The sequence below is a fragment of the Streptomyces sp. NPDC001270 genome (assembly GCF_042896695.1).
GTDB lineage: Bacteria > Actinomycetota > Actinomycetes > Streptomycetales > Streptomycetaceae > Streptomyces.
The window spans coordinates 310800-332782 of record NZ_JBIAXM010000009.1 but is presented as its reverse complement, the minus strand read 5'-3'; the positions used below and the strand labels follow the sequence as shown (position 1 = coordinate 332782).

The 21983-nt window shown below is 70.7% G+C and carries 23 protein-coding genes and 1 pseudogene; 11 read left to right on the top strand and 13 right to left on the bottom strand.

Translation table 11 applies throughout. The features are described from left to right. Window positions 1-168: 168 nt before the first annotated feature. The 4 genes from ACFY2B_RS18075 to ACFY2B_RS18060 all read left to right on the top strand — a co-directional run bounded on the left by ACFY2B_RS18075 (window position 169) and on the right by ACFY2B_RS18060 (window position 2952). A complete protein-coding gene (locus ACFY2B_RS18075; protein WP_390764075.1) occupies window positions 169-351 on the top strand; it encodes a hypothetical protein in 183 nt (60 codons plus the stop codon). A 51-nt stretch (window positions 352-402) separates the two neighbouring features. Next, window positions 403-1077: a DUF4328 domain-containing protein gene (locus tag ACFY2B_RS18070; protein ID WP_390764074.1), complete on the top strand. Its 675-nt coding sequence runs from the start codon at window positions 403-405 to the stop codon at window positions 1075-1077. 29 nt (window positions 1078-1106) lie between these two features. After that, window positions 1107-1772, top strand: coding sequence for an SDR family NAD(P)-dependent oxidoreductase (locus ACFY2B_RS18065; protein WP_390764073.1), 666 nt, complete (start codon window positions 1107-1109; stop codon window positions 1770-1772). A 253-nt stretch (window positions 1773-2025) separates the two neighbouring features. Beyond that, window positions 2026-2952: an MIP/aquaporin family protein gene (locus ACFY2B_RS18060; protein ID WP_390764072.1), complete on the top strand. Its 927-nt coding sequence runs from the start codon at window positions 2026-2028 to the stop codon at window positions 2950-2952. A 162-nt stretch (window positions 2953-3114) separates the two neighbouring features. Here the strand turns inward: ACFY2B_RS18060 and ACFY2B_RS18055 are convergent, their stop codons facing one another. After that, window positions 3115-3381, bottom strand: a complete 267-nt coding sequence (locus ACFY2B_RS18055) for a GlsB/YeaQ/YmgE family stress response membrane protein (RefSeq protein ID WP_390764093.1) — start codon at window positions 3379-3381, stop codon at window positions 3115-3117. A gap of 198 nt (window positions 3382-3579) precedes the next feature. Between ACFY2B_RS18055 and ACFY2B_RS18050 the strand changes: the two genes are divergently transcribed. Both ACFY2B_RS18050 and mgtA read left to right on the top strand, forming a co-directional pair. Continuing rightward, on the top strand, window positions 3580-3942 hold the full coding sequence (locus ACFY2B_RS18050) for an ArsR/SmtB family transcription factor (RefSeq protein WP_376525600.1): 363 nt from the start codon (window positions 3580-3582) through the stop codon (window positions 3940-3942). A gap of 13 nt (window positions 3943-3955) precedes the next feature. Next, window positions 3956-6715, top strand: coding sequence for a magnesium-translocating P-type ATPase (gene mgtA / locus ACFY2B_RS18045; protein ID WP_390764071.1), 2760 nt, complete (start codon window positions 3956-3958; stop codon window positions 6713-6715). Window positions 6716-6829: 114 nt separating this feature from the next. On the opposite strand, the pseudogene ACFY2B_RS18040 reads toward mgtA, so the two are convergent. Next, a pseudogene (locus ACFY2B_RS18040) lies at window positions 6830-7039 on the bottom strand (DUF397 domain-containing protein). A gap of 250 nt (window positions 7040-7289) precedes the next feature. Between ACFY2B_RS18040 and ACFY2B_RS18035 the strand changes: the two are divergent. From ACFY2B_RS18035 to ACFY2B_RS18025, 3 genes are all read left to right on the top strand, one after another. Next, entirely contained in the window at window positions 7290-8474 is a 1185-nt protein-coding gene (locus ACFY2B_RS18035; protein WP_390764070.1) for a helix-turn-helix domain-containing protein, read from the top strand. A 198-nt stretch (window positions 8475-8672) separates the two neighbouring features. Further along, window positions 8673-8867 (top strand): hypothetical protein, encoded by a 195-nt coding sequence (locus tag ACFY2B_RS18030; protein ID WP_390764069.1) that lies wholly within the window; start codon window positions 8673-8675, stop codon window positions 8865-8867. Then, window positions 8864-9496, top strand: a complete 633-nt coding sequence (locus ACFY2B_RS18025) for a hypothetical protein (protein WP_390764068.1) — start codon at window positions 8864-8866, stop codon at window positions 9494-9496. Before ACFY2B_RS18030 ends, ACFY2B_RS18025 begins: the two co-directional genes overlap by 4 nt. 113 nt (window positions 9497-9609) lie before the next feature. Here the strand turns inward: ACFY2B_RS18025 and ACFY2B_RS18020 are convergent, their stop codons facing one another. The 6 genes from ACFY2B_RS18020 to ACFY2B_RS17995 form a co-directional block, all read right to left on the bottom strand. Then, entirely contained in the window at window positions 9610-9849 is a 240-nt protein-coding gene (locus ACFY2B_RS18020; RefSeq protein WP_390764067.1) for a hypothetical protein, read from the bottom strand. 30 nt (window positions 9850-9879) lie between these two features. Further along, on the bottom strand, window positions 9880-10398 hold the full coding sequence (locus ACFY2B_RS18015; RefSeq protein ID WP_390764066.1) for a glycine-rich domain-containing protein: 519 nt from the start codon (window positions 10396-10398) through the stop codon (window positions 9880-9882). Between the two features lie 221 nt (window positions 10399-10619). Next, window positions 10620-11477: a helix-turn-helix domain-containing protein gene (locus ACFY2B_RS18010; protein WP_390764065.1), complete on the bottom strand. Its 858-nt coding sequence runs from the start codon at window positions 11475-11477 to the stop codon at window positions 10620-10622. After that, entirely contained in the window at window positions 11461-11997 is a 537-nt protein-coding gene (locus ACFY2B_RS18005; protein WP_390764064.1) for a DUF6879 family protein, read from the bottom strand. Before ACFY2B_RS18005 ends, ACFY2B_RS18010 begins: the two co-directional genes overlap by 17 nt. Next, window positions 11978-12115 (bottom strand): hypothetical protein, encoded by a 138-nt coding sequence (locus tag ACFY2B_RS18000; protein ID WP_376525584.1) that lies wholly within the window; start codon window positions 12113-12115, stop codon window positions 11978-11980. The genes ACFY2B_RS18005 and ACFY2B_RS18000 overlap by 20 nt, the downstream gene beginning before the upstream one ends. Before the next feature lie 269 nt (window positions 12116-12384). Then, window positions 12385-14004 carry an LCP family protein gene (locus tag ACFY2B_RS17995; RefSeq protein WP_390764063.1) on the bottom strand — a complete coding sequence of 540 codons (1620 nt, stop codon included), beginning with the start codon at window positions 14002-14004 and terminating at the stop codon, window positions 12385-12387. A gap of 150 nt (window positions 14005-14154) precedes the next feature. Between ACFY2B_RS17995 and tatA the strand changes: the two genes are divergently transcribed. After that, window positions 14155-14436, top strand: coding sequence for a Sec-independent protein translocase subunit TatA (tatA, locus tag ACFY2B_RS17990; protein WP_390764062.1), 282 nt, complete (start codon window positions 14155-14157; stop codon window positions 14434-14436). Between the two features lie 21 nt (window positions 14437-14457). On the opposite strand, the gene ACFY2B_RS17985 is transcribed toward tatA, so the two are convergent. Then, window positions 14458-14694, bottom strand: coding sequence for a hypothetical protein (locus tag ACFY2B_RS17985; RefSeq protein ID WP_390764061.1), 237 nt, complete (start codon window positions 14692-14694; stop codon window positions 14458-14460). A gap of 192 nt (window positions 14695-14886) precedes the next feature. On the opposite strand from ACFY2B_RS17985, the gene ACFY2B_RS17980 reads away from it, so the two are divergent. After that, the gene (locus ACFY2B_RS17980; protein WP_390764092.1) at window positions 14887-16011 is read left to right on the top strand and encodes an acyltransferase family protein; all 1125 of its coding nucleotides are present in this window, start codon (window positions 14887-14889) and stop codon (window positions 16009-16011) included. A gap of 33 nt (window positions 16012-16044) precedes the next feature. Here the strand turns inward: ACFY2B_RS17980 and ACFY2B_RS17975 are convergent, their stop codons facing one another. The 4 genes from ACFY2B_RS17975 to ACFY2B_RS17960 form a co-directional block, all read right to left on the bottom strand. Then, window positions 16045-17997, bottom strand: a complete 1953-nt coding sequence (locus tag ACFY2B_RS17975; RefSeq protein ID WP_390764060.1) for an N-acetylmuramoyl-L-alanine amidase — start codon at window positions 17995-17997, stop codon at window positions 16045-16047. 193 nt (window positions 17998-18190) lie between these two features. After that, complete coding sequence (locus ACFY2B_RS17970; protein ID WP_390764059.1) at window positions 18191-19774, bottom strand: M1 family metallopeptidase; 1584 nt, start codon at window positions 19772-19774, stop codon at window positions 18191-18193. Window positions 19775-20071: 297 nt separating this feature from the next. Beyond that, a complete protein-coding gene (locus ACFY2B_RS17965; protein ID WP_390764058.1) occupies window positions 20072-20920 on the bottom strand; it encodes a hypothetical protein in 849 nt (282 codons plus the stop codon). 165 nt (window positions 20921-21085) lie between these two features. Next, window positions 21086-21667: a hypothetical protein gene (locus ACFY2B_RS17960; protein ID WP_390764057.1), complete on the bottom strand. Its 582-nt coding sequence runs from the start codon at window positions 21665-21667 to the stop codon at window positions 21086-21088. Window positions 21668-21983 lie beyond the last annotated feature (316 nt).

Sequence of the window (21983 nt, the reverse complement as noted above, 5' to 3'; positions counted from 1 at the left end):
GCCGGAAGGGCAGTCGTCAGGCGCGCTCGTCGCGTCAAGCCCGCCACCGCAAGGTAGGTAGGAATCTCCCGGCTTCAGCCGGGAGAGCACTTCAAAAGATCAGCCTCACCGGCTGCTGGCTGGGGCTGGATCCTGGTCGTCCTGGGCGTCCTGGCCGCCGTCACCGGTGTGGGCGTCCTGCGGGGCGCCGAGTGGGCGCGGGCCGTCGGTATCGCCCTGGCGGTGCTGAACGTGATCATCCAGTTCCTGTTCCTGCCGTACTCGCCGATCTGGTCGATCATCCTGATCGGCATCGGCGTCTTCGTGATCTGGGCGCTGGCTGTGTATCAGCCCGGTCCCAGAACACCCTGACCGGGCGGTTTTCCCTGGCGCCGGGCGCGGGCCGTCGGCCAGGATGCCGCTGTGACCGATGACATGATCCAGCCTCGCGCTCTGCGCCCTGTCCAGTTCGCGGCCCGCTGCGCGATGGCGACGCTTCTCCTCGCCGGTGCCGCCTGGTTGGTCCGGGCGGTCTGGGAGATCAGACTCGCGATGGCCGGCGAGCCCGCCTCGGGTCCGTTGGACCAGGGCGACGGCGTCCACCGGTTGCCGACCTCGCTGGAGGACTCGTACCACGTCGTCACCAACGCGAACGGCGCCGCCGTACTGCTCTGCGCGCTCGCCTTCATCGTGTGGCTCGACCGGGTGCGGGACAACGCGCTGGCGCTGTCGGGGCAGCCGGCGAAGTACCTCGGGATCTGGGTCTGGCTGAGCTGGATCATGCCGGTCGTGAACCTGTGGTTCCCGCGCGGGCTGGTCGCCGACGTCCACCGCAGGAGCGCGCCGGACAGGCGGCTGCCGGCCGTGGTGAACGTGTGGTGGGCGCTGTGGCTGATCGGCCTGCTGAGCAGTGTCGGCCTGCTCACCGAGAAATCCACCGACGAAATGATCGAACTCGCCTACACGAATGTCTGGCAGCTGATGGTGGCCGACGCGGCCATGGTGGGCGCGGCCGTGGCGGCGGTCTTCATGGTCCGTGCCGTCACCACCGACGGTGCGGTGGCCACCGGCGGTGCGGCGGCCACCGGCGGAATGTGACCGTCCGGCGCGCCGAGTACGGTCGCACCATGACCACGATCGCCATCATCGGGGCGGGCCCCGGCCTGGGGTCCGCCGTCGCGCGCCGGTTCGGCCGCGAGGGCTTCGACGTCGCGCTCGTCGCCCGGGACGCGGCCCGGCTGGACGCGCTGGCCGACGCCCTCGGCACCGAAGGAGTGAACGCGCGGGGCTTCGCCGCCGACGTGCACGATCCGGAGCAGCTGCGGGCCGCCCTGGACCGGGCCGCGACGAGCCTCGGTCCCGTCGAGGTGCTCCAGTACAGCCCGCTGCCGCGACGGGACTTCATGCGGCCGGTGCTGGAGACGACGTACCAGGACCTGATCGCCCCCGTCGAGTTCTCCGTGTACGGGCCCGTCGCCGCGGTGCGGCAGGTGCTGCCCGGCATGCGGGAACTGGGCCGGGGCACGATCCTGTTCGTGAACGGGGGCACCGCGGTGGTCCCGCACCCGGACCGGGCGGGCACCTCGATCGCCTTCGCCGCCGAGAGCGCGTACGCGCATCTGCTGCACGACGCGCTCGTGGCCGAGGGCATCCACGTCGCCCAGCTCGTCATCCCCGGCGCGATCGTCCCGGGACACGAGCGCAAGGACCCGGACGTCCTCGCGGGCACCCTGTGGGAGCTGCACCGGGACCGGCACGGCTTCCGGCACTTCGCCGACGACCTCGACGGCTGACCGTCACCCCGATGCCCCCTCCGTTCCCCGTGCCGCTGTGGGCGGCGCGGGGAACGGGCGTCTCCGGGGGAGGTCCCGGAGGTCCGGGAGGTCCGGGAGGTCCCGGAGGTCCGGGGGAGGCATGGCGTCGTGGGGTCGCCGTGCGTGCGGGTGTGATGCCTCTCCGCAGTGGCATGTGGTGGATCGTGAATTGTGCGCGATCAAGTCGTTACTCATAGTGGTAAAGACTGAAATGTCCCCGCGAGGAGGCCGCATGGCTGTGGAAATCGCTCCCCTGCTCAAACCCTCCGTACTCAGGCGGCGCGGTGGCCTTCTCGGGGAGTGCATGGCGGAGTTCCTCGGGACGCTCGTCCTCGTCGCCTTCGGCTGCGGCTCGGTCGCGGTGGCGGTGGCGGGTCTGCCGGGTACGGGCCGCACGCAGGGCCCCACGATCTTCTTCATCAGCGCGGGGGACTGGCTGCTGATCACCTGGGGCTGGGCCATGGCCGTCGTCTTCGGCGTCTACGTGGCCGGCGGGGTCAGCGGCGCGCACCTCAATCCGGCGTTGACGCTGGCCTTCGCGGTGCGCCGCAGGTTCCCCTGGGCCAAGATCCCGGCGTACTGGCTGTCCCAGGTGATCGGCGGCTTCGCCGGGGCGGCGCTGGTGTACGGGGTCTACCACGACGCGATCAACACCTTCGACAACCTGCTGAAGGCGCCGAAGGTGAACGGGCACACGCTCACCACGTTCTCGATCTTCGGCACGTTCCCGGGCCCGTACTTCCACGGCGCGGTCTGGGGACCCCTGTTCGACCAGATCGTCGGCACCGCGTTCCTGGCCATGTTCGTCGTCGCCCTCATCGACCTGCGCAACACGGCGGTCAAGGCGAACCTCGGACCGCTGCTGATCGGCTTCGCCGTCGCGGCCATCGGCATGTCCTACGGGGCGAACGCGGGGTACGCCGTCAACCCGGCCCGCGACTTCGGGCCGCGCCTGCTCGCCTGGGCGGCCGGCTGGAACGAGCTGGCGTTGCCGGGCTCGCTGGCCGGTTCGTTCAGCGACTACTGGTGGATCCCGATCGTCGGACCGCTGGTCGGCGGGGTCATCGGCGTACTGGTCTACGACCTGTTCGTCGGTGACGTGCTGCACATCCGCTCCCAGGCGGAGGTACCCCCCGAGCCGGGCCGCACCCGGGCGTGAGCCTCGGCCGAGGACGAGGAGGAGGGTGAGCAGGGGAGCGGCGGCGGGTCCGGTGAACGGTGGTGGGGCCGGTGGACGGTGGCGGCCCGGTGGACGGTGGCGGGCCGCTCCGGCGGCGGGTGGCCGCCGGAGCGATGGCACGGAGGCGCCACGCCCGCGGGGTCAGTCGCGTGAGTTGCCGAACAGGATGCGGTAGCCCACGAGCAGGACCAGCGAACCGGCGATGGCCGCGCCCCAGGTGTAGAGGTCGAAGAACTGCTTCTCCACCGGACGGTCGAGGAAGCGCGCGGAGAGCCAGCCGCCGAGGAAGGCGCCGACGATGCCGATCAGGGTGGTGCCGATCAGACCTCCGGGGTCGCGGCCGGGCAGCAGGATCTTGGCGATGCCTCCGGCGAACAGTCCGAGGATGATCCAGCCGATGATGCCCACGTCGTTGTCCTCCAACCGAGGGAATGAGTTGCTTGCTTGCGCAAGCCTAGGGGTGATCAAGGGGGCGTTCGCGAGGGGTCGTGCACCCTTGGAAAAGAGTCGTGGGGATGTCGTCACGTGTTCAGGACATCGCGCCTCCACTTACACTGGTCGGCGCGTGGACGATGGCCGTGGCCTGGGTGGACGGGAGAGAGAGCCGTGGGGCGATTCGTCGGTGGCTTCCAGGACCCCTCCGCCGAGGTGCTCGCGGAGGCGGCTGCCGCGTTCGGCCTGCTCGCCTCGACGGCCCGGCTGCACATCATGTGGGCGCTGTCCGAGGGCGAGAGCGACGTCACCCACCTCGCCGACCGGGTGGGCGGGGCGCTGCCCGCGGTCAGCCAGCACCTGTCCAAGCTGAAACTGGCCGGTCTGGTCCGCTCCCGCCGTGAGGGCCGCCGGCAGGTCTACTACGTCGACGACCCCGACGTCGTCACGGTCGTCCGGCTCATGGTCGGACAGCTCGCCGCGCGCGCCGAATTCCCGACCACGGCGGCCCGCCGGGCGTCCGGATCCGGTGTCTAAGCGCTTCCCCGCAATGCCCGTGCTGCGTCGTCGTCCCTCCTCGGCGCAGCCGCAGCCGGTCGCGCGGTTTCCCACCCCCCTCTGGGGCGCCGTCGAACCGCGGTCCGGGCTGTCCGAGGTCGCCCTGGCCGCCGGGCAGGGCGGGGCCGGGGCGCCGGTCGCGGCCGGCGGGGCGGACATCGCCGTCGGCGCCGGACCGGTGCCCGTGCCGTCCGGCCCGGCCACGACCCTCCAGGTCCTGCGGCGGCTGGACACCGGGCCGCGCGGCCTGACGGACGACGAGGCAGCCGCCCGGCTGGCCCGCGCCGGGGAGAACACCCTGCCGGCCCGGCAGGACGCCTCCTGGCTCCGGCTCGCCGTACGCGGCGTCCGCGACCCGTTCACCGCGGTGCTGCTCTGCCTCGGCGTGGTCTCCGCCGCCGTCTTCGCCTGGGGCACCGCCTGCGTCATCCTGCTGCTGGTCGTGGTCAGCTGCGTGCTGCGCGCCAGTGGGGAGCACCGGGCCGACCGGTCCATGGCCGGGCTGCGCGAACTGGTCGCCACCACCTCCACCGTGCTGCGCCGCGCCGACGCCGCGACGGCGCCCGCCGCCCGGGAGATCCCGGTGGCGGAACTGGTCCCCGGGGACATCCTGAAACTCGGCGCGGGGGACCTGGTCCCGGCGGACGTACGACTGCTGCGCGCGACCGGGTTCACCGTGCACCAGGCCGCGCTGACCGGGGAGTCGGCCCCCGTCGCCAAGACCGCCGCGGACGACCCGTCCCCCCGGGCCGCCGCGGTGTTCGACCAGCCGCAACTGTGCCACCAGGGCAGCAGCGTCGTCTCCGGCAGCGCCACCGCCGTGGTCGTCGCCACCGGGGCGCACACCCGGCTCGCCGCCGCCGAGGGACGGACGGCCCGGCCGCGGGAGCCGAGCGCCTTCGAACAGTCCGTGAACGGCATCTCGTGGATACTGATCCGCTTCATGCTGCTCACCCCGCCGCTGGTGCTGATGGCGGGCGCCGCCCTGCGCGGGCGCGGCCTGGAGACCCTGCCGTTCGCCGTCGCCGTGGCGGTCGGGCTGACCCCGGAGATGCTGCCGGTCGTCGTCACCACCTGTCTGACCCGGGGCGCGGCGCTGCTCGCCCGCAGCCACGGCGTGATCGTCAAACGGCTCCCGGCGCTGCACAACCTGGGCGCCGTCGACACGCTGTGCCTGGACAAGACCGGCACCCTCACCCAGGACCGGCCCCTCGTCGAACGGGGTCTCGACGCGGCCGGCCGGACCGACCCGGGCGTCGGGCGCTGGGCGGCCGTCAACGCCTGGTGGACGCTGCAACTCGCCGACCTGCCGGCCCCGGACGCCCTCGACGAGGCGCTGCTGGACGCGGCGGACGAGGCCGGCCTCATGGCGTACGAGGGGGTGGCCGCCCTGCCGTTCGACCCCGTGCGCCGGCTGTCCACCGCCGTCGTCCGCACCCCGCACCGCCTCGGCACCCACACACTCGTCGTCAAGGGCGCCGTGGAGGCCGTACTGGAGCGCTGCGCGCTGGCGGCGGACGAACGCGACCGGCTCGCGGACCTCGCCGCCCGGACCGCGCGCGCGGGGCTGCGGGTGCTGGCCGTCGCCACCGCGGAACGCCCCGCCCGCACCCGCGACTACACCCCGGCCGACGAACGCGGGCTGACCTTCCAGGGCCTCGTCACCTTCCGCGACGCCCTCGCGCCCACCGCCGCCGACGCGCTGGCCGCGTTCGCCGGACAGGGGGTCGCCGTCAAGATCCTGACCGGCGACCATCCCGGCACCGCGGCCCGTGCCTGCCGCGACCTCGGCATCCCGCTCGGCCCGGACGCCGTGGTGACCGCGGGCCGGACCGACGCCCTCACCGACGCCGAACTCACCGCACTCGCCCGCCGCACCACCGTCTTCGCCCGCTGCACCCCCGAGCACAAGGCGCGCATCGCCGCCGCGCTGCGGGCCGGCGGGCACACCGTGGGCTTCCTCGGCGACGGCGTCAACGACCTGCCCGCGCTGCGCGCCGCGGACGTCGGCATCGCCCCGCGCGACGCGGCGGACGTGACCCGGGAGATCGCCGACGTCGTCCTCGCCGAGAAGGACCTCACCGCGATCGGGCACGCCATCGGCGCCGGCCGGCACAGCGGCGGCAATGTCGCCGGCTATCTGCGCATCACCCTGTCGTCGAACCTCGGCAACGTCATCGCGATGCTCGCGGCGGGGCTGCTGATGCCGTTCCTGCCGATGCTCCCGGCGCAGGTGCTGGTGCAGAACCTGTGCTTCGACACCGTTCAGCTGGCCTTCGCCTACGACCGTCCCCACCCGTCGGTACTGCGCCGCCCCACGGTGCTCAGCGCACGCCAGGTGCTGCGCTTCATCACCGGTTTCGGCGTCCTCAACGCCTTCGCCGACCTGGCCACGTTCGCCGTCCTCGCGCTGTCCCTGCACGGGCCGGGCACGGGGGACGACGAGGCGGTCTTCCACTCCGGCTGGTTCACCGAGAACCTGCTCACCCAGGGCCTGGTGATGGTGCTGCTGCGCACCGGACGGCGGCTCGTCGCGGAGCGTTCGCTCGGCCCGGTCGGCTGGGCCGCGACCGGGCTGGCCGCCATCGGGGTCGCGCTGCCGCTGTCCCCGCTGGGCCCGATGCTCGGCCTGACCACGTTGCCGACGGCGTACTACCTGCTTCTCGCGGTCGTCCTCGCGCTGTACGCGGGGGCGCTGGTCCTCTTCCGGGGTCGTTACGAACGACGCGCGCTGACCGATCCCATGCCGTAGCCCCACCACCCCGTGGTCCGTCCGCGACGGCTCACGGAGCGAGGCGCCCCCGCACGACGGATGGCCCGCCCTGAATGCCTTCCGCGGGGCGGGCCGTCGTCGAGCGTGTGGTTCTTATGCGTCGAACTTCCCGAGCGCCGCCGAGAACGAAGACAGAGCGGCGCGGGTGAACAGCAGCGCGGGTCCGTGCGGGTCCTTGCTGTCCCGTACGGCCACCGTCCCGGCGCCGACGATGCCGTACTCGACGCACTGCGCCCCGCTGTCGCTCTAGGTGGACTTCCACCAGGTCACGGGCAGGGTCGAGGCGTCGTCAACGTGGCTCATGCGATCTTCCTTATCTCGGTGATCAGTTGCATCGATGCTTCAACAGGCAGCGCGGCGGAGGTCGGCCGCTGCCAGGCATCCCCGGACCGGTCAGCGACCTTTACGGCCGGCGGCGTGCCCGAGCGCGGCATGACAGCACTTCGCGCCCAGAGAGCATCGGCCCCCGTCCAGGTGGGACGGGGGCCGATCTCAGTTCCCGGGCACAGGGCCAGGGGTACGGTTCTGGTGTCGACGCAGAACGGAGACCAGTATGCCCCCGCACACTGCCGAGCACACGGGCGCACGCATCGCGCACACGCGCAAGGTCCGCCGGTTGACTCAACGCGAGTTGGCCGACCTCTCGCACGTCTCTTACAGCACCCTGACCAAGGTGGAGCAGGGCGCCCTGCCCGCAAGCCCCTCGGTGATCGGCGCACTCGCCCGCGCCCTGTCCGTACCGGTCACCGAGCTGACCGGTCAGCCCTATCTCGAAGAGTTGAGGCAAGACCAACTCGACGGACTGATCAACCCGATCCGGGAAGCCCTGAACGTCTACGATCTCGGCCCGGACCCGGACGTGACCCCGCGCCCCGTCGAGGAACTGGAGGCACACGCAGAGAAGCTGTGTGCCATGGTCCGCGCGACGAACATCAAGCAGGTTGCCGCCGACCTTCCCGGCCTGATCCACGAGGCCACGACGACGGCGCACACGGACCCGGCAGACCGTAGTTGGCGGCTGCTCGCGAGCACGTACCGGACCGCGTACGACGTGACAACGAAACTCGGGTTTCCCGACCTGTGCACGGTGGCGCTCGACCGTATGGGCTGGGCAGCACAGCGTGCCTCTGACCCCGTACTGGGCGGGATGCGTCAGTACCTGCGAGCACTCGCCTACCTCCGGGCAAGCGACTACCGGACGGGGAAACGGTTGGTCCGGTTGGGCATGGCCGCCCTGGAACAGGCGGAGCCAGGGCGCGTGACCGATGCTGTTACCGGACAGCTCCACCTCGGCGCCGCCGTGCTGGCGGCCCGGGACAAGGACAAGAGCGTCGCGGAGGGACACCTCAGCGAAGCCGAACGCATCGCAGAGCGGACCGGTCCGGCTGAGAAGGTGCATTGGCTGTCCTTCGGTCCGACCAACGTCGGCGTACACCGGGTCGGCGTGCTGACCGAACTGGACCTTTACCCCGAAGCCGTGCACTGCGCGCAGGAGATCACGATCCCGGACGGATGGCCGCCGTCCCGACTCGCACACCATCACGCCGAGGTGGCGCGAGCACAGATGTGGACAGGGCGCACGGACGCAGCGTTCAAAAGCCTGTTGGCGGCACGCAAGCTGGCACCGCAGCAGACGCGGTATCACCCCATGGTGCGCGAGACATTCGCCGGACTGGAGGCAGCCAAGCGCAGGATGCCGGACACCTTCAGCAACTACGGTTCATGGCTGGGAGTCTGACGTAGCGTCAATCGTTGGCCGGAGCTATCAGTGATGTCTGATAGTTCCGGCCTTCACATGTCGGCACGATGCCAGGGTCAGAAGACCCCCGCGACCGTGCGACCGGTCCGGGGGCATGGCCACCAACCGGTAAGAGGTTGACGACATGCCCCATACAACCAGAATGCTTCCGCTGCTCCGGCGAGCGGGGGCCGGCCGATGATCAAGGCGGACACCGACGCCGGGCGGTGGGAGTACACGACGTATGCGCCCAAGGGCGAAACGTGCCCCTCGTGCCTGGAGCCGATCAAGAGCCTTGAGGTCTGCCGCCGGGGCATGCTCGCCCGCCGGGACTCCTCCCGGGTGGTGGCTTACTGGCATTCGGACTGCGCCCAGAAGGAGATGGCACGGTGACCCGGCCGCAGCAGCACAAGGGCGGGCTCCCGCAACTGCCGCAGGGCTGGACCTCCTTCGCCTCGACGCCGGATGGCAAGCACACAGCCCACTGGTACGCGACCTCCCCGTACCCCGTGGATGCCCTCAGGGCGGAATACGGCCAGACCGCGCAGCCGCTGTGCCGCACGGTCACCGCTGCCACGTGGTCCGAACTGGGTAGCACCGTGTGCCGCCGCCCGACTCCGGCCGAGAGGGCCGCCGCGAGGAAAACCGCTCGTGCGGACAGGGAGACGATCACCGCGCGGTACCTGGCGCGGGAACCGGTGAGCAGGATCGCTGACGCATACGGCGTGACCCCCCGCTGGCTGACCCTGCGGCTCGACGAATGGGGCGTCCCGCGTCGTCAGCGCCATGAGGCGCATCTGCATCGGCGCTCTGCGCAGCGGGTGTTCCGGGGACGTATGGTCCGCCGGTCGAAGGACGACGTACGCGCCGCGCAGGCCGAGTTCGTCGACCAACGGACGGATGTGATCGCGCGGTATCGGGACGGTGAGTCCGTCGCGTCCCTCGCCCGGTCCTTCAACCTCAGCCACTCCTGGATCGCGGAACGCCTGACGGAATGGGGCGTACGGCGCCAGGACCCGTAGGCCGCCCGGTTGTCACCGTCGAACGGGCCCTGAAGTGATGACGGAACAAACCGAAGGAACGCCCCAATCCATCTGAGATAGGGGCGTTCCTTTTCTGTGGGGCCAGCAGGCGGTCACTCGTCCTTGCGCGGGATGGTGAATCCCCGCTTCGGACCTGAACCCGGTGTCCCGGGAAACCGGGCGGCCACGAACGCCAGCACGTCGGCGGTCACGTCCCGGCGTGTGACCGGGTCGGCGGTGTCGTACACACGCCACTTTCCGGCCGTGCTCTCCGGGTCATCAGGCGCGACTACACCGGGGATTCCCAACTGCCTTAGTAAGGCGTCCACTTGTCGTGCCTGCTCAGCGTCCATGTTTCCGCCTTCCGTCCACTTGCGGCCAGCCTAGCCACCGCCACCGCCACCGCCACCGCCACCGCCGTCGCCGTCGCCCGAGCAGTGCGAAGCGCAGTTACCCGGATTGATGGGACCGCAGCCGCCGGGTTTGGGCGTGTGCGAGCAGTTGGCTGCCACCGGGACCAGCGCCTTGGCCGGACCGGTCCACAGTTCACCGTCCACGGTGTGACCGGCCTGTTCGAGAAGGGCGATCGTGCGGGTGAGTGCGTGCTCGTCGTGACGACCGGCGTCCGGGCGTTCGGGCCAGTGGTGCACGAACCGCCCGAGGCGGCTGCACAGCTTCTCGTACAGGTTCGTGTGCAGGATCAGGGCGTGCCATCCCTCGTCCACAACATTGGAGGGCGTGATCCTGACGGTCGGGAACTGCACGGCGGCGGCTACGAACTTGAGAGCTTCCTCCACGATCCGCTGCGCCATGGCCTCGTCCGTACCGGGGTTGTTGTCGATGACGGTTGCGACGACACCCCCGAACGCGGCAGGGGTCAGTAATGCGCGTACATCGTGCATGTGCTTTCCTCCCTGTTGTGGAGTTTTCCTGCCTGTCCCGGTCACGACTGTCTACAATCCTGTGCAGCACGTACCGCATCGCCGTTCTGATGCTTCACAGCCCGTCCCCCAGTCTCGATCTTGCATGACCGAGACTAGATGATCAGCCGCCTCAGTCTCGTGTGCCCTGCTGTCGCTCACCATGCGTCTATTTTCGCGCTGTACCACATGCCTGTGGAGCGCTAGTTACGTTGACGCATAAACCCATCTGCGACTTCTTCGAGATAGGCGGAAGCGTCATCGCCAGTGCGGGCATAAGACCAAAAGAGATCGAACAAACTGATGTGCTGCGTTACATCCCTGGGATCACGCAACACCACTTCTCCGGAGAACAGCTCGATGGTGACAAGACGGTCATCGTAGACAACAAAGATATTCATAGGAGTGCCGGGAATCTGTGCATCCTGTTTGACTATCCCGATCTCGACATTGGGTTTCCTGTTGACCTCGGCCATGTGTGCGCACTGCGCTGCCATGGCCCCGGTGCTGGCTCGCTGCCACCTGACGGCCTGTTCAGTCATCAGGAACCGGAATGATCGCGACCCGTCATCCAAGATGGCCTGGCGTTCCAAACGGGCCTGGACCGCCCGCGCAACATCCCGGGCCGGGTCGCTGGCCACCGTAGGAGAAAGCGTCTCGACTGCGTACTCACGAACGTGTAGAAGACCAGTGGGGACAGCAGGCAGAAAGTGTCGCATCAGCCGCGACGACGATTCAAGCGCCCGCAGCTCGGCCTGCTTGTGATAGAGCCCAACGCGCGCGTAGGCACGCCAAGATGCGTAGTCGACGTTAGCCCTTCGGGTCAAGCTGAGAAGCTCGTCGGCGACCTCATCAGGAACTGCAAGCGCCTTGAGGATACGCTCGACATCAATAACGGTCGGCAGTGCCCTCCCGGTTTCAATGCGGCTGATCTTCGTTTGACTCATGTTGCAGCGAATTGCCAGTCGTTCGCCGCTGAGACCGGCGGCCCTGCGGAGACCCCGAAGGGCCTCCGCCAGGTCCTTTCGATCTCGTGCTTGTGTTTCAGGTTCGATAGACACTGAATGGTACGGAACTTTCTAGCGCGAGATCCCGCAACGCAAGATACTTACCGATGTCCGGATCCTGGATCAGCTCCCGATTGATCTGGGTTCCGTCGGATCGGTAGTTGAGATGTACGACGGTCGTCTCATCGAACAACCAAAAATCCTGTTCAGGCAATCCAGGATCGGGGAGGTCGGTCAAATCAACGATCCGGTAGTTCTCCCCTGCCGTGGAGTTTCCGGGGATGCACCATTCGAAGAGATAGCGGCTGTACGGCGTGAGCGGCCCACGGACGATCTTCGCACGAGTCATTGTCCGTCCCGCCGCTGCGTGATCCCTGATGGTCTGGTGCCACGACGCGTTGAACCCTTCCGGCATGGGCCTCCCGGCCAAGAAGGCACCGACTGCCTCCGCCTCAGCGGGCATCGTGTAGGTCTGGTGCACTTCGAGCCGGAACGCCGAGCGCTTGAAGTTGCGGAAGTACGCCTGCCAGTCCTCGCCGTCCAGATACACGGCGTCAGAGCCATCCTCGGGCACGCGCCGCCTCCCTCAGGATGTCTTCCGGGATGAGTACGACAGACTCACCATGCGGCGTCGGGTGGACCACGTCGTAGCCCTGGACGGCCAGCATGCCGGGTTCCTGCGTCGTGTACACGGTCGGACAGTCGCCATTCCCGCACTCGTCGTCCTCGCCGCTCTCGCACGGTCCACCAGCGATGATCCGTAGTTCGTCCACTGAGACCCCCTCCGACGCGTAGTGAGCAAGTTACGGACCGTCCTACCGCAGTCACAAGGCCGGACCACCGTCAAGTCACGAAGTCGCATAGAACGGTGGGCCCGAGTCACAGGTATGTGCGCTCTGAGCAGTGCCGACAGGTAGGTGGTCAGGTGGGCGGCCCGCCCCGAAAGCAGCCGTCCGCCCGGTCAGCCGCCCGCGCCGTACGTGAGGTTGGAGCACAGGTTGTCGTCCGCCGAGCGGGCGCTGTCGGCGACCGAGCTGGGGACCGCGGACGGGGTCGGTGAGGACGCGGCGGAGCCGGCGGGGGCGTAGTCGGTGCCCACGACCACGTTGAGGGCCGAGCCGCCGATGGCCTGGAGCTGGGCGCCGGGGAAGAGTTTGGCGACCGTCTGGGCGTGGCCCTGGAGGCCGGAGCCGTACTGGATGACCGTGGTGGTGTGGTCCTGGCTGTTCGCGTCGCCGGTGCCGGTGACGGTGAAACCGTGCTGGGTCAGCGCCCGCGCCGCGTCGCCGGCCAGGCCGGTGGTGAGGGTGCCGTTGTAGACGGTGACGGATATGCCCGCCCCGGAGACGTTCTGGGCGGGGCTGGGCGAGGCGGACGCGGAGGCCGTCGTCTTCTTGCCGCCGGCGTTCTTGCCGTCCAGCGTGCGGTCGTCCTTGAGCGCGGCCCACAGGGCGGAGGCGTCCGGTTCGACGATCGCGACGCGCGAGCCCTCGTAGCGCCAGGGGATGGTCACGAACTTGGTGTTGTGCAGGTCGATGTCCTTGAGCGACATCGCGAACGAGATGAGCTTGTCGGCCGAGCCCAGGCCCGGGTCGACGGTCATGGACTTGGTGGCGGCGGTCGCCAGCGGCAGCAGTTTGGTCGGGGTCAGGCCGTCGCTCTTGATCTTCTTGAGGAGGCTGGAGACGAATGCCTGCTGGCGCTTGATCCGGCCGATGTCGGAGCCGTCGCCGATGCCGTGCCGCAGCCGGACGTAGTCCAGGGCCTTCTGCCCCGAGACGGTCTGCACGCCCTTCTTGAAGATCAGGTCGCCGCGGGTGGTGCGGCTCGGGCTGAGGTCGTTCTGGTAGATGTCGTTGGGCAGGCACACCTCCACGCCGCCGACCACGTCGGTGAGCGCGGCGAAGCCCTTGAAGTCGACGACCACGGTGTGGTCGACGCGCATCCCGCTGAGCTGTTCCACCGTGTTCTGGGTGCAGGCCGGGTTGCCCTTGTCGGTCTCCCCGACCGAGAACGCCGCGTTGAACATGACGTTGGTCTGGGTCTGGGTCCAACTGCCGTCGGGCAGTTTGCACGGCGGGATGGTGACCAGGGTGTCGCGGGGTATGGAGACGGCTATCGCGTTCTTGTGGTCGGCGTAGACGTGCAGCAGGAACGCGGTGTCGGAGCGGCCTATGTCGTCCTTGCTGCCGCCGCCGAGCGCGTTGTTGCCGTCGGTGCGCGAGTCGGAGCCGATGACGAGCACGTTCACGCCCTTGGACGCGGCGTCGTCGGGGCGGTTCTTGGACAGGCCGCCCGCGTCGAAGGTGCTGATGCTGCCGTTCAGCTTGAAGTAGATCCAGCCGAGGCCCGCCGCGCCGAGCACCACGAGGGCGAGGGTGACCAGGAGCGCGGTCCGCCACGGGCCGCGTTTGCGGCCCCGGGCGGTGCGCCGGCCGTGGGACGTGCGCGGCCCGTCGGGCGCGCCGCGCCGGGGCGGGGCGTCCCGGCGTCGGTGACGCGAGGGGTGGTCCGAGGGGTGGTCCGATGGGTGGTCCGATGGGTGGTCCGATGGGTGGTCAAGGTCCCTGGTGCTGGTCATGCGTCGCGCCCTCATCCGGTCCGGCTCGTACACAGAGGGGACGCCTCGCCCCGTCCTATGGTTGTACAGTTGCGCAATGTGGCAATGATGGCAGATGGTACGCCGGGCCCCGGTCCGTGCCGCTGTCCGGCTGGGAAAGGAAGTGGCCAGATGCTCCGCAACGGACTTGAGCCGTGGCACCTGCTCATCGTGGCGATCGTGATCATCCTGCTGTTCGGCGCGAAGAAGCTGCCCGACACCGCCCGTGCGCTGGGCAAGTCGATGCGCATCCTCAAGAGCGAGGCCAAGGCCATGAAGGACGACGGCGGCGCGTCCGAGGCCGCACCCGCGCAGCCCGAGGACGCGTCCGCCGCAGCGCCGCGGGTCATCAAGTCCGCCCCCGGCGACCCGACGGCCACCCGCCCGGCCGCCGAGGAGCACGCGGCACGCTGAACCCGGCGCTCCCTGCGCCGGTCAGGGGCTGGCGACGTCGAAGCCATAGCGCAGCGGCTCGTTCTTGACCCGGAAGTCACGGCGGTAGACGAACACCGCCTCGGCACGCACCCCCGGCCGGGGCGGCACGTCGTCCACCTCACAGGGGAACGTCACCTGGATCACCCGCGGCCGGCCGGTGACCGTCATCCGCAGCCCGTCCGCGGGTCCCCCGTCGAGTACCGCACTCTCGTACCCCGTCTCGTCGCTCGAATCCACGGCGACAGATTATGGGTTGCGCAAGTATCCGTGGGATGTGATGCCTGTCACGCCCGGGTTTACGAGTGCGACAATCGGTGAATACGGTGCCGGTCGGGGATCTCAGCCGTTCCCGCTCGCAATCGGCGTAAAGACGTAAAGGGGTGTTCCGCTCTGTCCGGGTTCCGTCGGGAAGGGATCATCGAAGGGATCATCACCGACTCGCCGCCCTCGGGCGGCCCCCGTCCGGAACCGGCCGCGCCGCCGGCCCCGGGCGGCCGACGGGACGCGTTCTTCGACAACGCGAAGTACGCGGCGATCGTGCTCGTCTCCGTGGCGCACGCCTGGGAGCCGCTGCGCGCCGACAGCCGTGCCGTCACCGCCCTCTACACGGTCGTCTACGCCTTCCACATGCCGGCCTTCATCGTGATCTCCGGCTACTTCTCGCGGAACTTCGACGCGACCCCGGCCCGGCTCAAGCGGCTGGTCACCGGGCTGGTCGTGCCCTACGTGGTGTTCGAGGTGGCGTACACCCTCTTCACCCGGTGGTCGGACCACGAACCGGACCGGCCGATCAGCCTGCTGGACCCGCTGTATCTCACCTGGTTCCTGGTGGCCCTGTTCATCTGGCGGCTGACCACCCCCCTGTGGAAGCTCGTACGGTGGCCGCTGCCCCTCGCGCTCGTCATCGCGATGCTCGCGACCCTGACCCCGTCCATCGGCAAGGACCTCGACCTGCAACGCGTCCTCCAGTTCCTGCCGTACTTCGTGCTCGGCCTGTCGCTGCGGCCGGAGCACTTCCGGCTGGTGCGGCGGCGCGCCGTGCGGATCGCCGCCGTACCGGTGTTCGCCGCCGCGGTGGCCGTGGCGTACTGGGCGGTGCCGCGCTACAAGTACGCCTGGTTCTTCCACCGGGACAGCGCCGAGCAACTGGGCGCTCCCGGCTGGTACGGGCCGGTGCTGACGCTGGTCGTCCTCGGCATCTCGCTGACCCTGGTGGCCTGCTTCCTGTCCTGGATCCCGGGCCGCCGCCTGTGGTGCACCGCGCTGGGGGCGGGCACCCTGTACGGCTACCTCCTGCACGGATTCTTCCTCCAAGGGGCCAAGCCCGGGGGCTGGTACCACCCCGACTGGATCCACCGGCCGGCCGGCGCGGTCGTGGTGACGCTCGTCGCCGCGGCGGGGATCACCCTGCTGTGCACACCGCCGGTGCAGCGGGTCTTCCGGTTCGTGCTGGAGCCGAGGATGGACTGGGCGTTCCGGCGCGACGCTTCCCGGGACCGGGACCGGGACCGGGAGGCGGACCGGGGCCGGGCCCGCACCGCGGGCGTGGGCTGAGGCCCGCGCGGCGCGGGCCTCACCCGGCGGGCGTCACTTGGTCACTGCCCCCGGCGTGTTCACCAGGTCCACGTCGCTCGCCCGGACGTAGGCGAGCCGGTGGCCGAACTGGATCTCGTAGTACTGCTCACTGCCCTTCACCACCGGACTCGGCGAGTAGGCGAAGGTGGAGCGGTCGGTGTACGAGCCGGTGAGCCGGTCCTGGGTGACATAGCGCTGGCCCGCCCCGATGGAGTAGGGCAGCGGCTCCTCGGTCGCCTCGTCGATGTTCGCCGGGTAGGCGCCGCTCTCCGGCAGGGCCCGCCCGTACACCGGGATCTCGGTCAGCCCCTGCTTCGGCGTCACCATCTGCCCCGCCGCCCCGACTGCCGTCGGGTGGTTCCGGGCGTTCTTGAACCAGGCCCTGCGGCCCAGGTACCAGATCGCCGTCCAGTCGCCCTGCCGCCCGGCGACCGCGTACGACTGGCCGGCGGAGACCCGCGAGCCCAGGTCGTTGACGTCCGTCGTGGAGCCCTCGCCGTCCGGGCGCCGGCCCTGGTCCTGGATCAGCGGCGCGTCCTCGCGCGGCTGGGTGTGCAGCCGTACGGCGCTGGAACCGTGCGGCGCGCACGGCACGCCGGCCCCGGCGCAGCCCGTGAACGTCGGCATGTAGGTGGTGTAGTCCGGGAGGATCGTCACCAGGGCGCTGTCCTCCCCGGCCGTGGCCTTCAGCGGCGCGCCGAGCAGGTCGAAGTAGTGCCGCCAGTCCCAGAACGGGCCCGGGTCGTCGTGCATGTCGGGGATCGTGTCGCTGGTGGGCGCGGGCACGTTGTCGTGTCCGAAGATGTGCTGCCGGTCCAGCGGAACGTGGTACTTCTTCGCCAGGTACTGCACGAGCCGCGCCGAGGACCGGTACATCTGCTCCGTATACCAGGCGTCGGGCTGGGTGAGGAAACCTTCATGCTCGATGCCGATCGAACGGGCGTTCACGAACTGGCTGCCCGAGTGCCAGGCCTCGTCCTTGGTCCTGATGTGCTGGGTGATGTGGCCGTCGCTGGAGCGCACCGAGTAGTGCCAGGACGCCTCCGTCGGATCCTGGATGGTCTTGAGCATGGAGTCCAGGGTCGCCTCGGTGTCGTGGATGACGATGTACTCGATCTTCTCGTCCCGGGGCCGGTCGGCCAGGTCGTGGTTGCCGTACTCGTCCTCGAACTGGACGTACGGCGCGCTGAGCCAGGAGCAGGTCAGCTCCGCCGGGCACTCGACCTGCTTCGGCCGGTCCGGGTCCTTGGCCGACTGGGGACGCGGGCGGACGCTCGGATCGGGGGCCAGGACGATGTGCTGCCCCTCGGCGGTGGTGCGGTCCGCGCCCTTGCGGATCAGCGCGAAGACGTCGTTCGCGTAGGTCGTCGCGGTCGCGGCGTCGGTGGTGCCCGGGAACCGGGCCACCGCCTCCCACCAGTCGGCCGGGCGGGCGCTGAGCGGCTTGCCGAGCTGCCGCTGGGTCGCCGCCAGCACGGCCGCGCCGCCGCGCACGTTGGCGCCGGGGTCCGTGCGCAGCCGCTCCACCGGGACGCCGGTCAGCCGGGCGGCGCGGCGCAGCTCGGCCGGCTGGAGGGACGGCCGGCTCGCGGGCCGCGGCGCCTGCTGCGGACCGGCCAGGGCGCGGTCCCCCTCCTGCGGCGGCGCGGCCGAGGCCGGCGGCGGCATCCGGGAACCGTCCACCAGGTGCATCGGCCCGTACCCGCCGCTGACACTCGCGGCACCCACGTGCGCGTCCCAGCGCGACTGGAGGTAGGAGACGCCCAGGAGCACGCTCTGCGGCACGTGGTACTCCTCCGCGGCGGTCCGGAAGTCGCGCTGGAGGCTCCGGTCGGCCGGTCCGTCGCCGTCACCGGAGGGGACGGCCAGCAGCGGCAGCATGAGGACGGACGAGGCGGCCACACAGACCGTCAGAGGGTGTCCGCGCAGGGCGACGAGGACTCGGGAGGCGACACGTTTTCTCATTGCGGGTGACTCCTACGGGCTCGTCGCAGCACGGACAAGCGCAACCAGGACAAAGGAGTTGCCCTGCACGCCACCTCTCGTACGTTTCCGTGCCCGGCGCGCAGGCGCGCGCCGAGCGTCACCGGCGTGGACCAGCCACCCGGCACAGGCCACCCGGTCGGCGGCAGCGCGTCGCCTCCGCCGGCGGGCCCGCTCAGCCGCCCGCGCCCCCGGTGTTCTCGCCGTCCCCGGCGCCCTCGGCGACCCCGGTGTTCTCGCCGTCCCCGGCGGGCTCGCCGTCCTCGACCGGATTCACCCGCCAGTCGGGGTGTCCGGGCATGGGCGGGGTGTGCTCCCCGTACAGCCACGGCGTCAGAAACGGCGTCAGGTCCCGGCCCGCGACCCGGGAGGCGAGCGCGATGAAGTCCCGGGTGCCCGCCGTCCGGCCCTGGTAGCGCGTCACCCACTCGCGTTCGATCCGCTCGAAGGTCTCCTCGCCGACCTCCTCCCGCAGGGCGTACAGGACCAGCGCCGAGCCGTCGTAGCGGATCTGACGGAACAGCGCGGACGAGGTGGGCTCGGCGGGCGCGCCGTCGTCGTGCCGCCACTGGTCGTGCTGCTCGTACGTCCACCGCATGGCCTCCTCCAGATCGGGGCCGCCGTGCGTGTCCGTGTAGAGCCGCTCGTAGAACCGGGCGTGACCCTCGCTCAGCCACAGATCGGACCAGCGCCGCAGACCGACGCTGTCACCCGTCCACTGGTGCGCCAGCTCGTGCACGAGATCCCGTTCGGCGCCGACCCGGTCGCCCAGCAGGGTGGCGCTCGGTACGACGGACAGCGACTGCGTCTCCAGCGCCACCGGCAGGTCGGTGTCGCCCACCAGCACGCCGTACCGGCCAAAGGGGTACGGGCCGAGCCGCTGCTCCAGCCACTCCAGGTGCTCCGGGGTGAGCGCGCGGTTCGCCGCGGTGCCGTCGACGAGGTCCCGCGGGACCACGTCCCGCACGGGCAGCCCGCGCGGCCCGCGGCCCTCGACGAACGTGAACCTGCCGATCGCCAGTTGCACCAGCTGCGCGGCGACCGGCTGCTCGGAGTCGTACGTCCAGCGGATCCGTCCGTCGGGCCTGCGGACCCGCTCGACGAGCCGGCCGCCCGCCACCGCGCTCAGGTCCGCCGGGGTGGTGATGCGGAAGGTGACGGGGGCGCGCAGGCTCGGGTGGTCGTTGACTGGGAAGACCAGCTTGGCGCCGTCGGGCTGCGGGCACAGCACGGTGCCGTCGGCGGTCGGCACCCAGCCGTACTTCCCGATCGCGTCGTCGCGGTGGCGCTGCTGCGTCGGGTCGGCGGTGTAGGCGACGCGTACGGTGAAGGCGGTGCCGTCGGGGATCGGCCGGGCGGGGGTGACGACGAGTTCGTCGCCGTCGCGCACGGCCCGCGCCGGGACGCCGTCCACGGTGACCGTGTGCAGGGTGTTGCCCGCGAAGTCGAGGTCGAAGCGGGACAGCGCCTGGGTGGCGGTGGCGCTGATGGTGACCGTGGCGGGGAACGGCGTCCGCGGGGCCCGCCAGTCGAGGTCGAGGGTGTAACGGCGCACCGTGTAGCCCCCGTTGCCGTCGAGCGGCGCGAGCGGGTCACCGATGCCGGGGGCGCCGGGCGAGGGCACGGTGCGGGGGGCGAGCGCGCCGGGGCGGGCGACGGGACGGCCACCGTCGTGGCGGAGCGCGCCGAGGAGGAGCGCGGCTCCGGTGATCCCGGCGGCACCGGTGACGACGAGGGACGACACCTTCGTGATCTTCATGGGCGCACTATGGCAGTAAGGGGTATGTATAGCTACTTATGTTCTCTTTAGTGGGTTTTGCTGGGCTGTGCGGGGTTATCTGCGCCAGGGTTGGGTGCGCCGTCGAAGCCCTCGCCCAAGCCGGAACGCGCGAAAGCGGCTCCGCCTGTCCAGTGGGGTCACTGGGCGGGCGGAGCCGCTTTCGCCGATGTACGAACCGATGCACGAACCGACGTACGAACCGACGTAAGAAATGACGTACGAAATGGCGTACGAAATGGCGTACGCACGGGCTGACGTAGGTACTGCCTCGATGCCTCAGCCCAGGCAGAGCACCAGCAGGCACAGCCGCGTCGGGTCGCTCGACGGTGGTGTCGAGGGGGCGGGGGTGCCAGTCTGCGGGTCGCTCGGGGCGGGGGTGCTGGTGGACGGGGCCGGCGTGGGCGTGCCGCTCGGCTGCTGGCTTCCCGTGCTCGGGTGCGCCGTGGCCGGTGCCGCGGTGCTCGGCCGGTGCGCGGTGGAGGTGGTGGCCGGGTGGGGCGCGACGGCGGAGTCCGGACGGGTGATCGAGGCGACCGTGCGCGGCGCGGCCTCGTTCCGCTGCCGCGAGGCGCCGGTGTCCCGGTTCCCGGTCCGGGACGGCGAGGCCGACGTGGCGTCGTCGGTCGGCGCCGCGGGGACGGTCGCCGTCTGTTCCGGCATCTCCCCGGTAAGGGTGATGCGGTGGTTGTCCGGTGCCGTCGCGGCCTGTGGCCGGGCCGAGTGGCGGTCCATCGCCGCGACGGTCAGACCGCCTCCGACGAGCGCGACCGCCGTCGCCACCACGGCCCGGCGCTGGTTCTTCTTCCACCGGGCCCGCTGCCGGCGCCGCGCCGCGCGTCCCTCGCCCGAGGGCGCCGGGCTCGCGACGTCGTCCGCCGGGGGCGGCACGGCCGCGGTGTCGGGCACGTACTCCGGCTCGTCGGCCGGAGGCACGTCGTACCGGCGCAGCCACGCCGCGGGCGGCCGGCCGGCCGGGACGGCGAGTGCGGTGTCCGGGCGCTCCGGAGTCGCGGCGGTGATGCCGGACGCGGAGACGTCGGGGGCGATGTCCGGGGCGTACGCGCCGCACCCGGGACACACCAGGGCACCGTTGAGATGCCGACGGCACGAGGTGCAGTAGTCCATCCGCGGTCTTCCTGGGTCGCTGGCGCCGTGGACCCGTCCGGGCACGGCCTGGTCGTGCTCGCACAACAGAGCGAGCGGCCAGCAACGGTAACGATCCTTTCGCGTGTCTGTGTGCAGCCCGTGTGACTCTCCTGCGCAGATTCCCCGCATCCGCCGTCCACGGGATCAGCCCGTCCGGCCGCCCCAGCGGGTGTCGACGCGCTCCCACTCCTCGGCCCACTGGTTCAGGCGCCGCCGCTCCAGCCGGCCGCGGGCCAGCTGCGCACAGCCCGCCACCGCACCGGCGGTGGCCACCGCCACCAGCGCGCCGGTCCAGACCGACTGGAAGGCCGCGTCGCCGCCGGCCATCGGCCGCGACGTCAGCCGGCCCTGCCCGTCCGTCCAGACCGTGACCTGGGTGCCCTTCGGCGCGGCGGGCGGCACCTCCGTGCGGGCGAGGTGTGTGGAGCCGTCCGGGGCCGTCCAGCGGACGGTGGCCCAGACGTGCCCGCCGTCCGGGGTCCGCGCGGACGGGCCGTGCGGCGCGTCCTCGGTGACGACCGCCGACACCGTGTGCCGCTCCGCCCGCTGCTGCGCCAGATTGCGGTCCACCGTGGACGCCGCCACCAGTCCCGCGAAGATGCTGCCCACGACGGCGATCACCCAGGCCGCGAGCAGGATCCAGGCTTCGACGACGTCGCTGCGGCGGCGCAGCGGACTGCGGCGCCAGCGCCACGTCCGCGCCCGGTCGAGCCGTATCCCTGCCATGGTCGACACCCCCTTTGCGGCACCGACAGGCCCACCTCTCGCCTTTCAGTGTCCTCCATTAGGGGCGTGATGGCAGGTCCTGTCCCGTATGCGGGATGTTCATGGGCTGTGTGGGGGTTCGCGGGGCTGTGCGGGAGGCCGGCGGGCCGCTGTGGGCGAGGTTCTGTGCGCTGCGGGCGAGCCGGGCGGCGGCGGGGCTTCCGTGAACGCTCACCGGACCGTCCACCGGACCGTCGCCATGGCCGTGTCGCACCGATTCGGACGGCCGCCCGGGCGCCGACTGAACCCCCGGAGCCGTCAGTCCGTTGTCAACTCT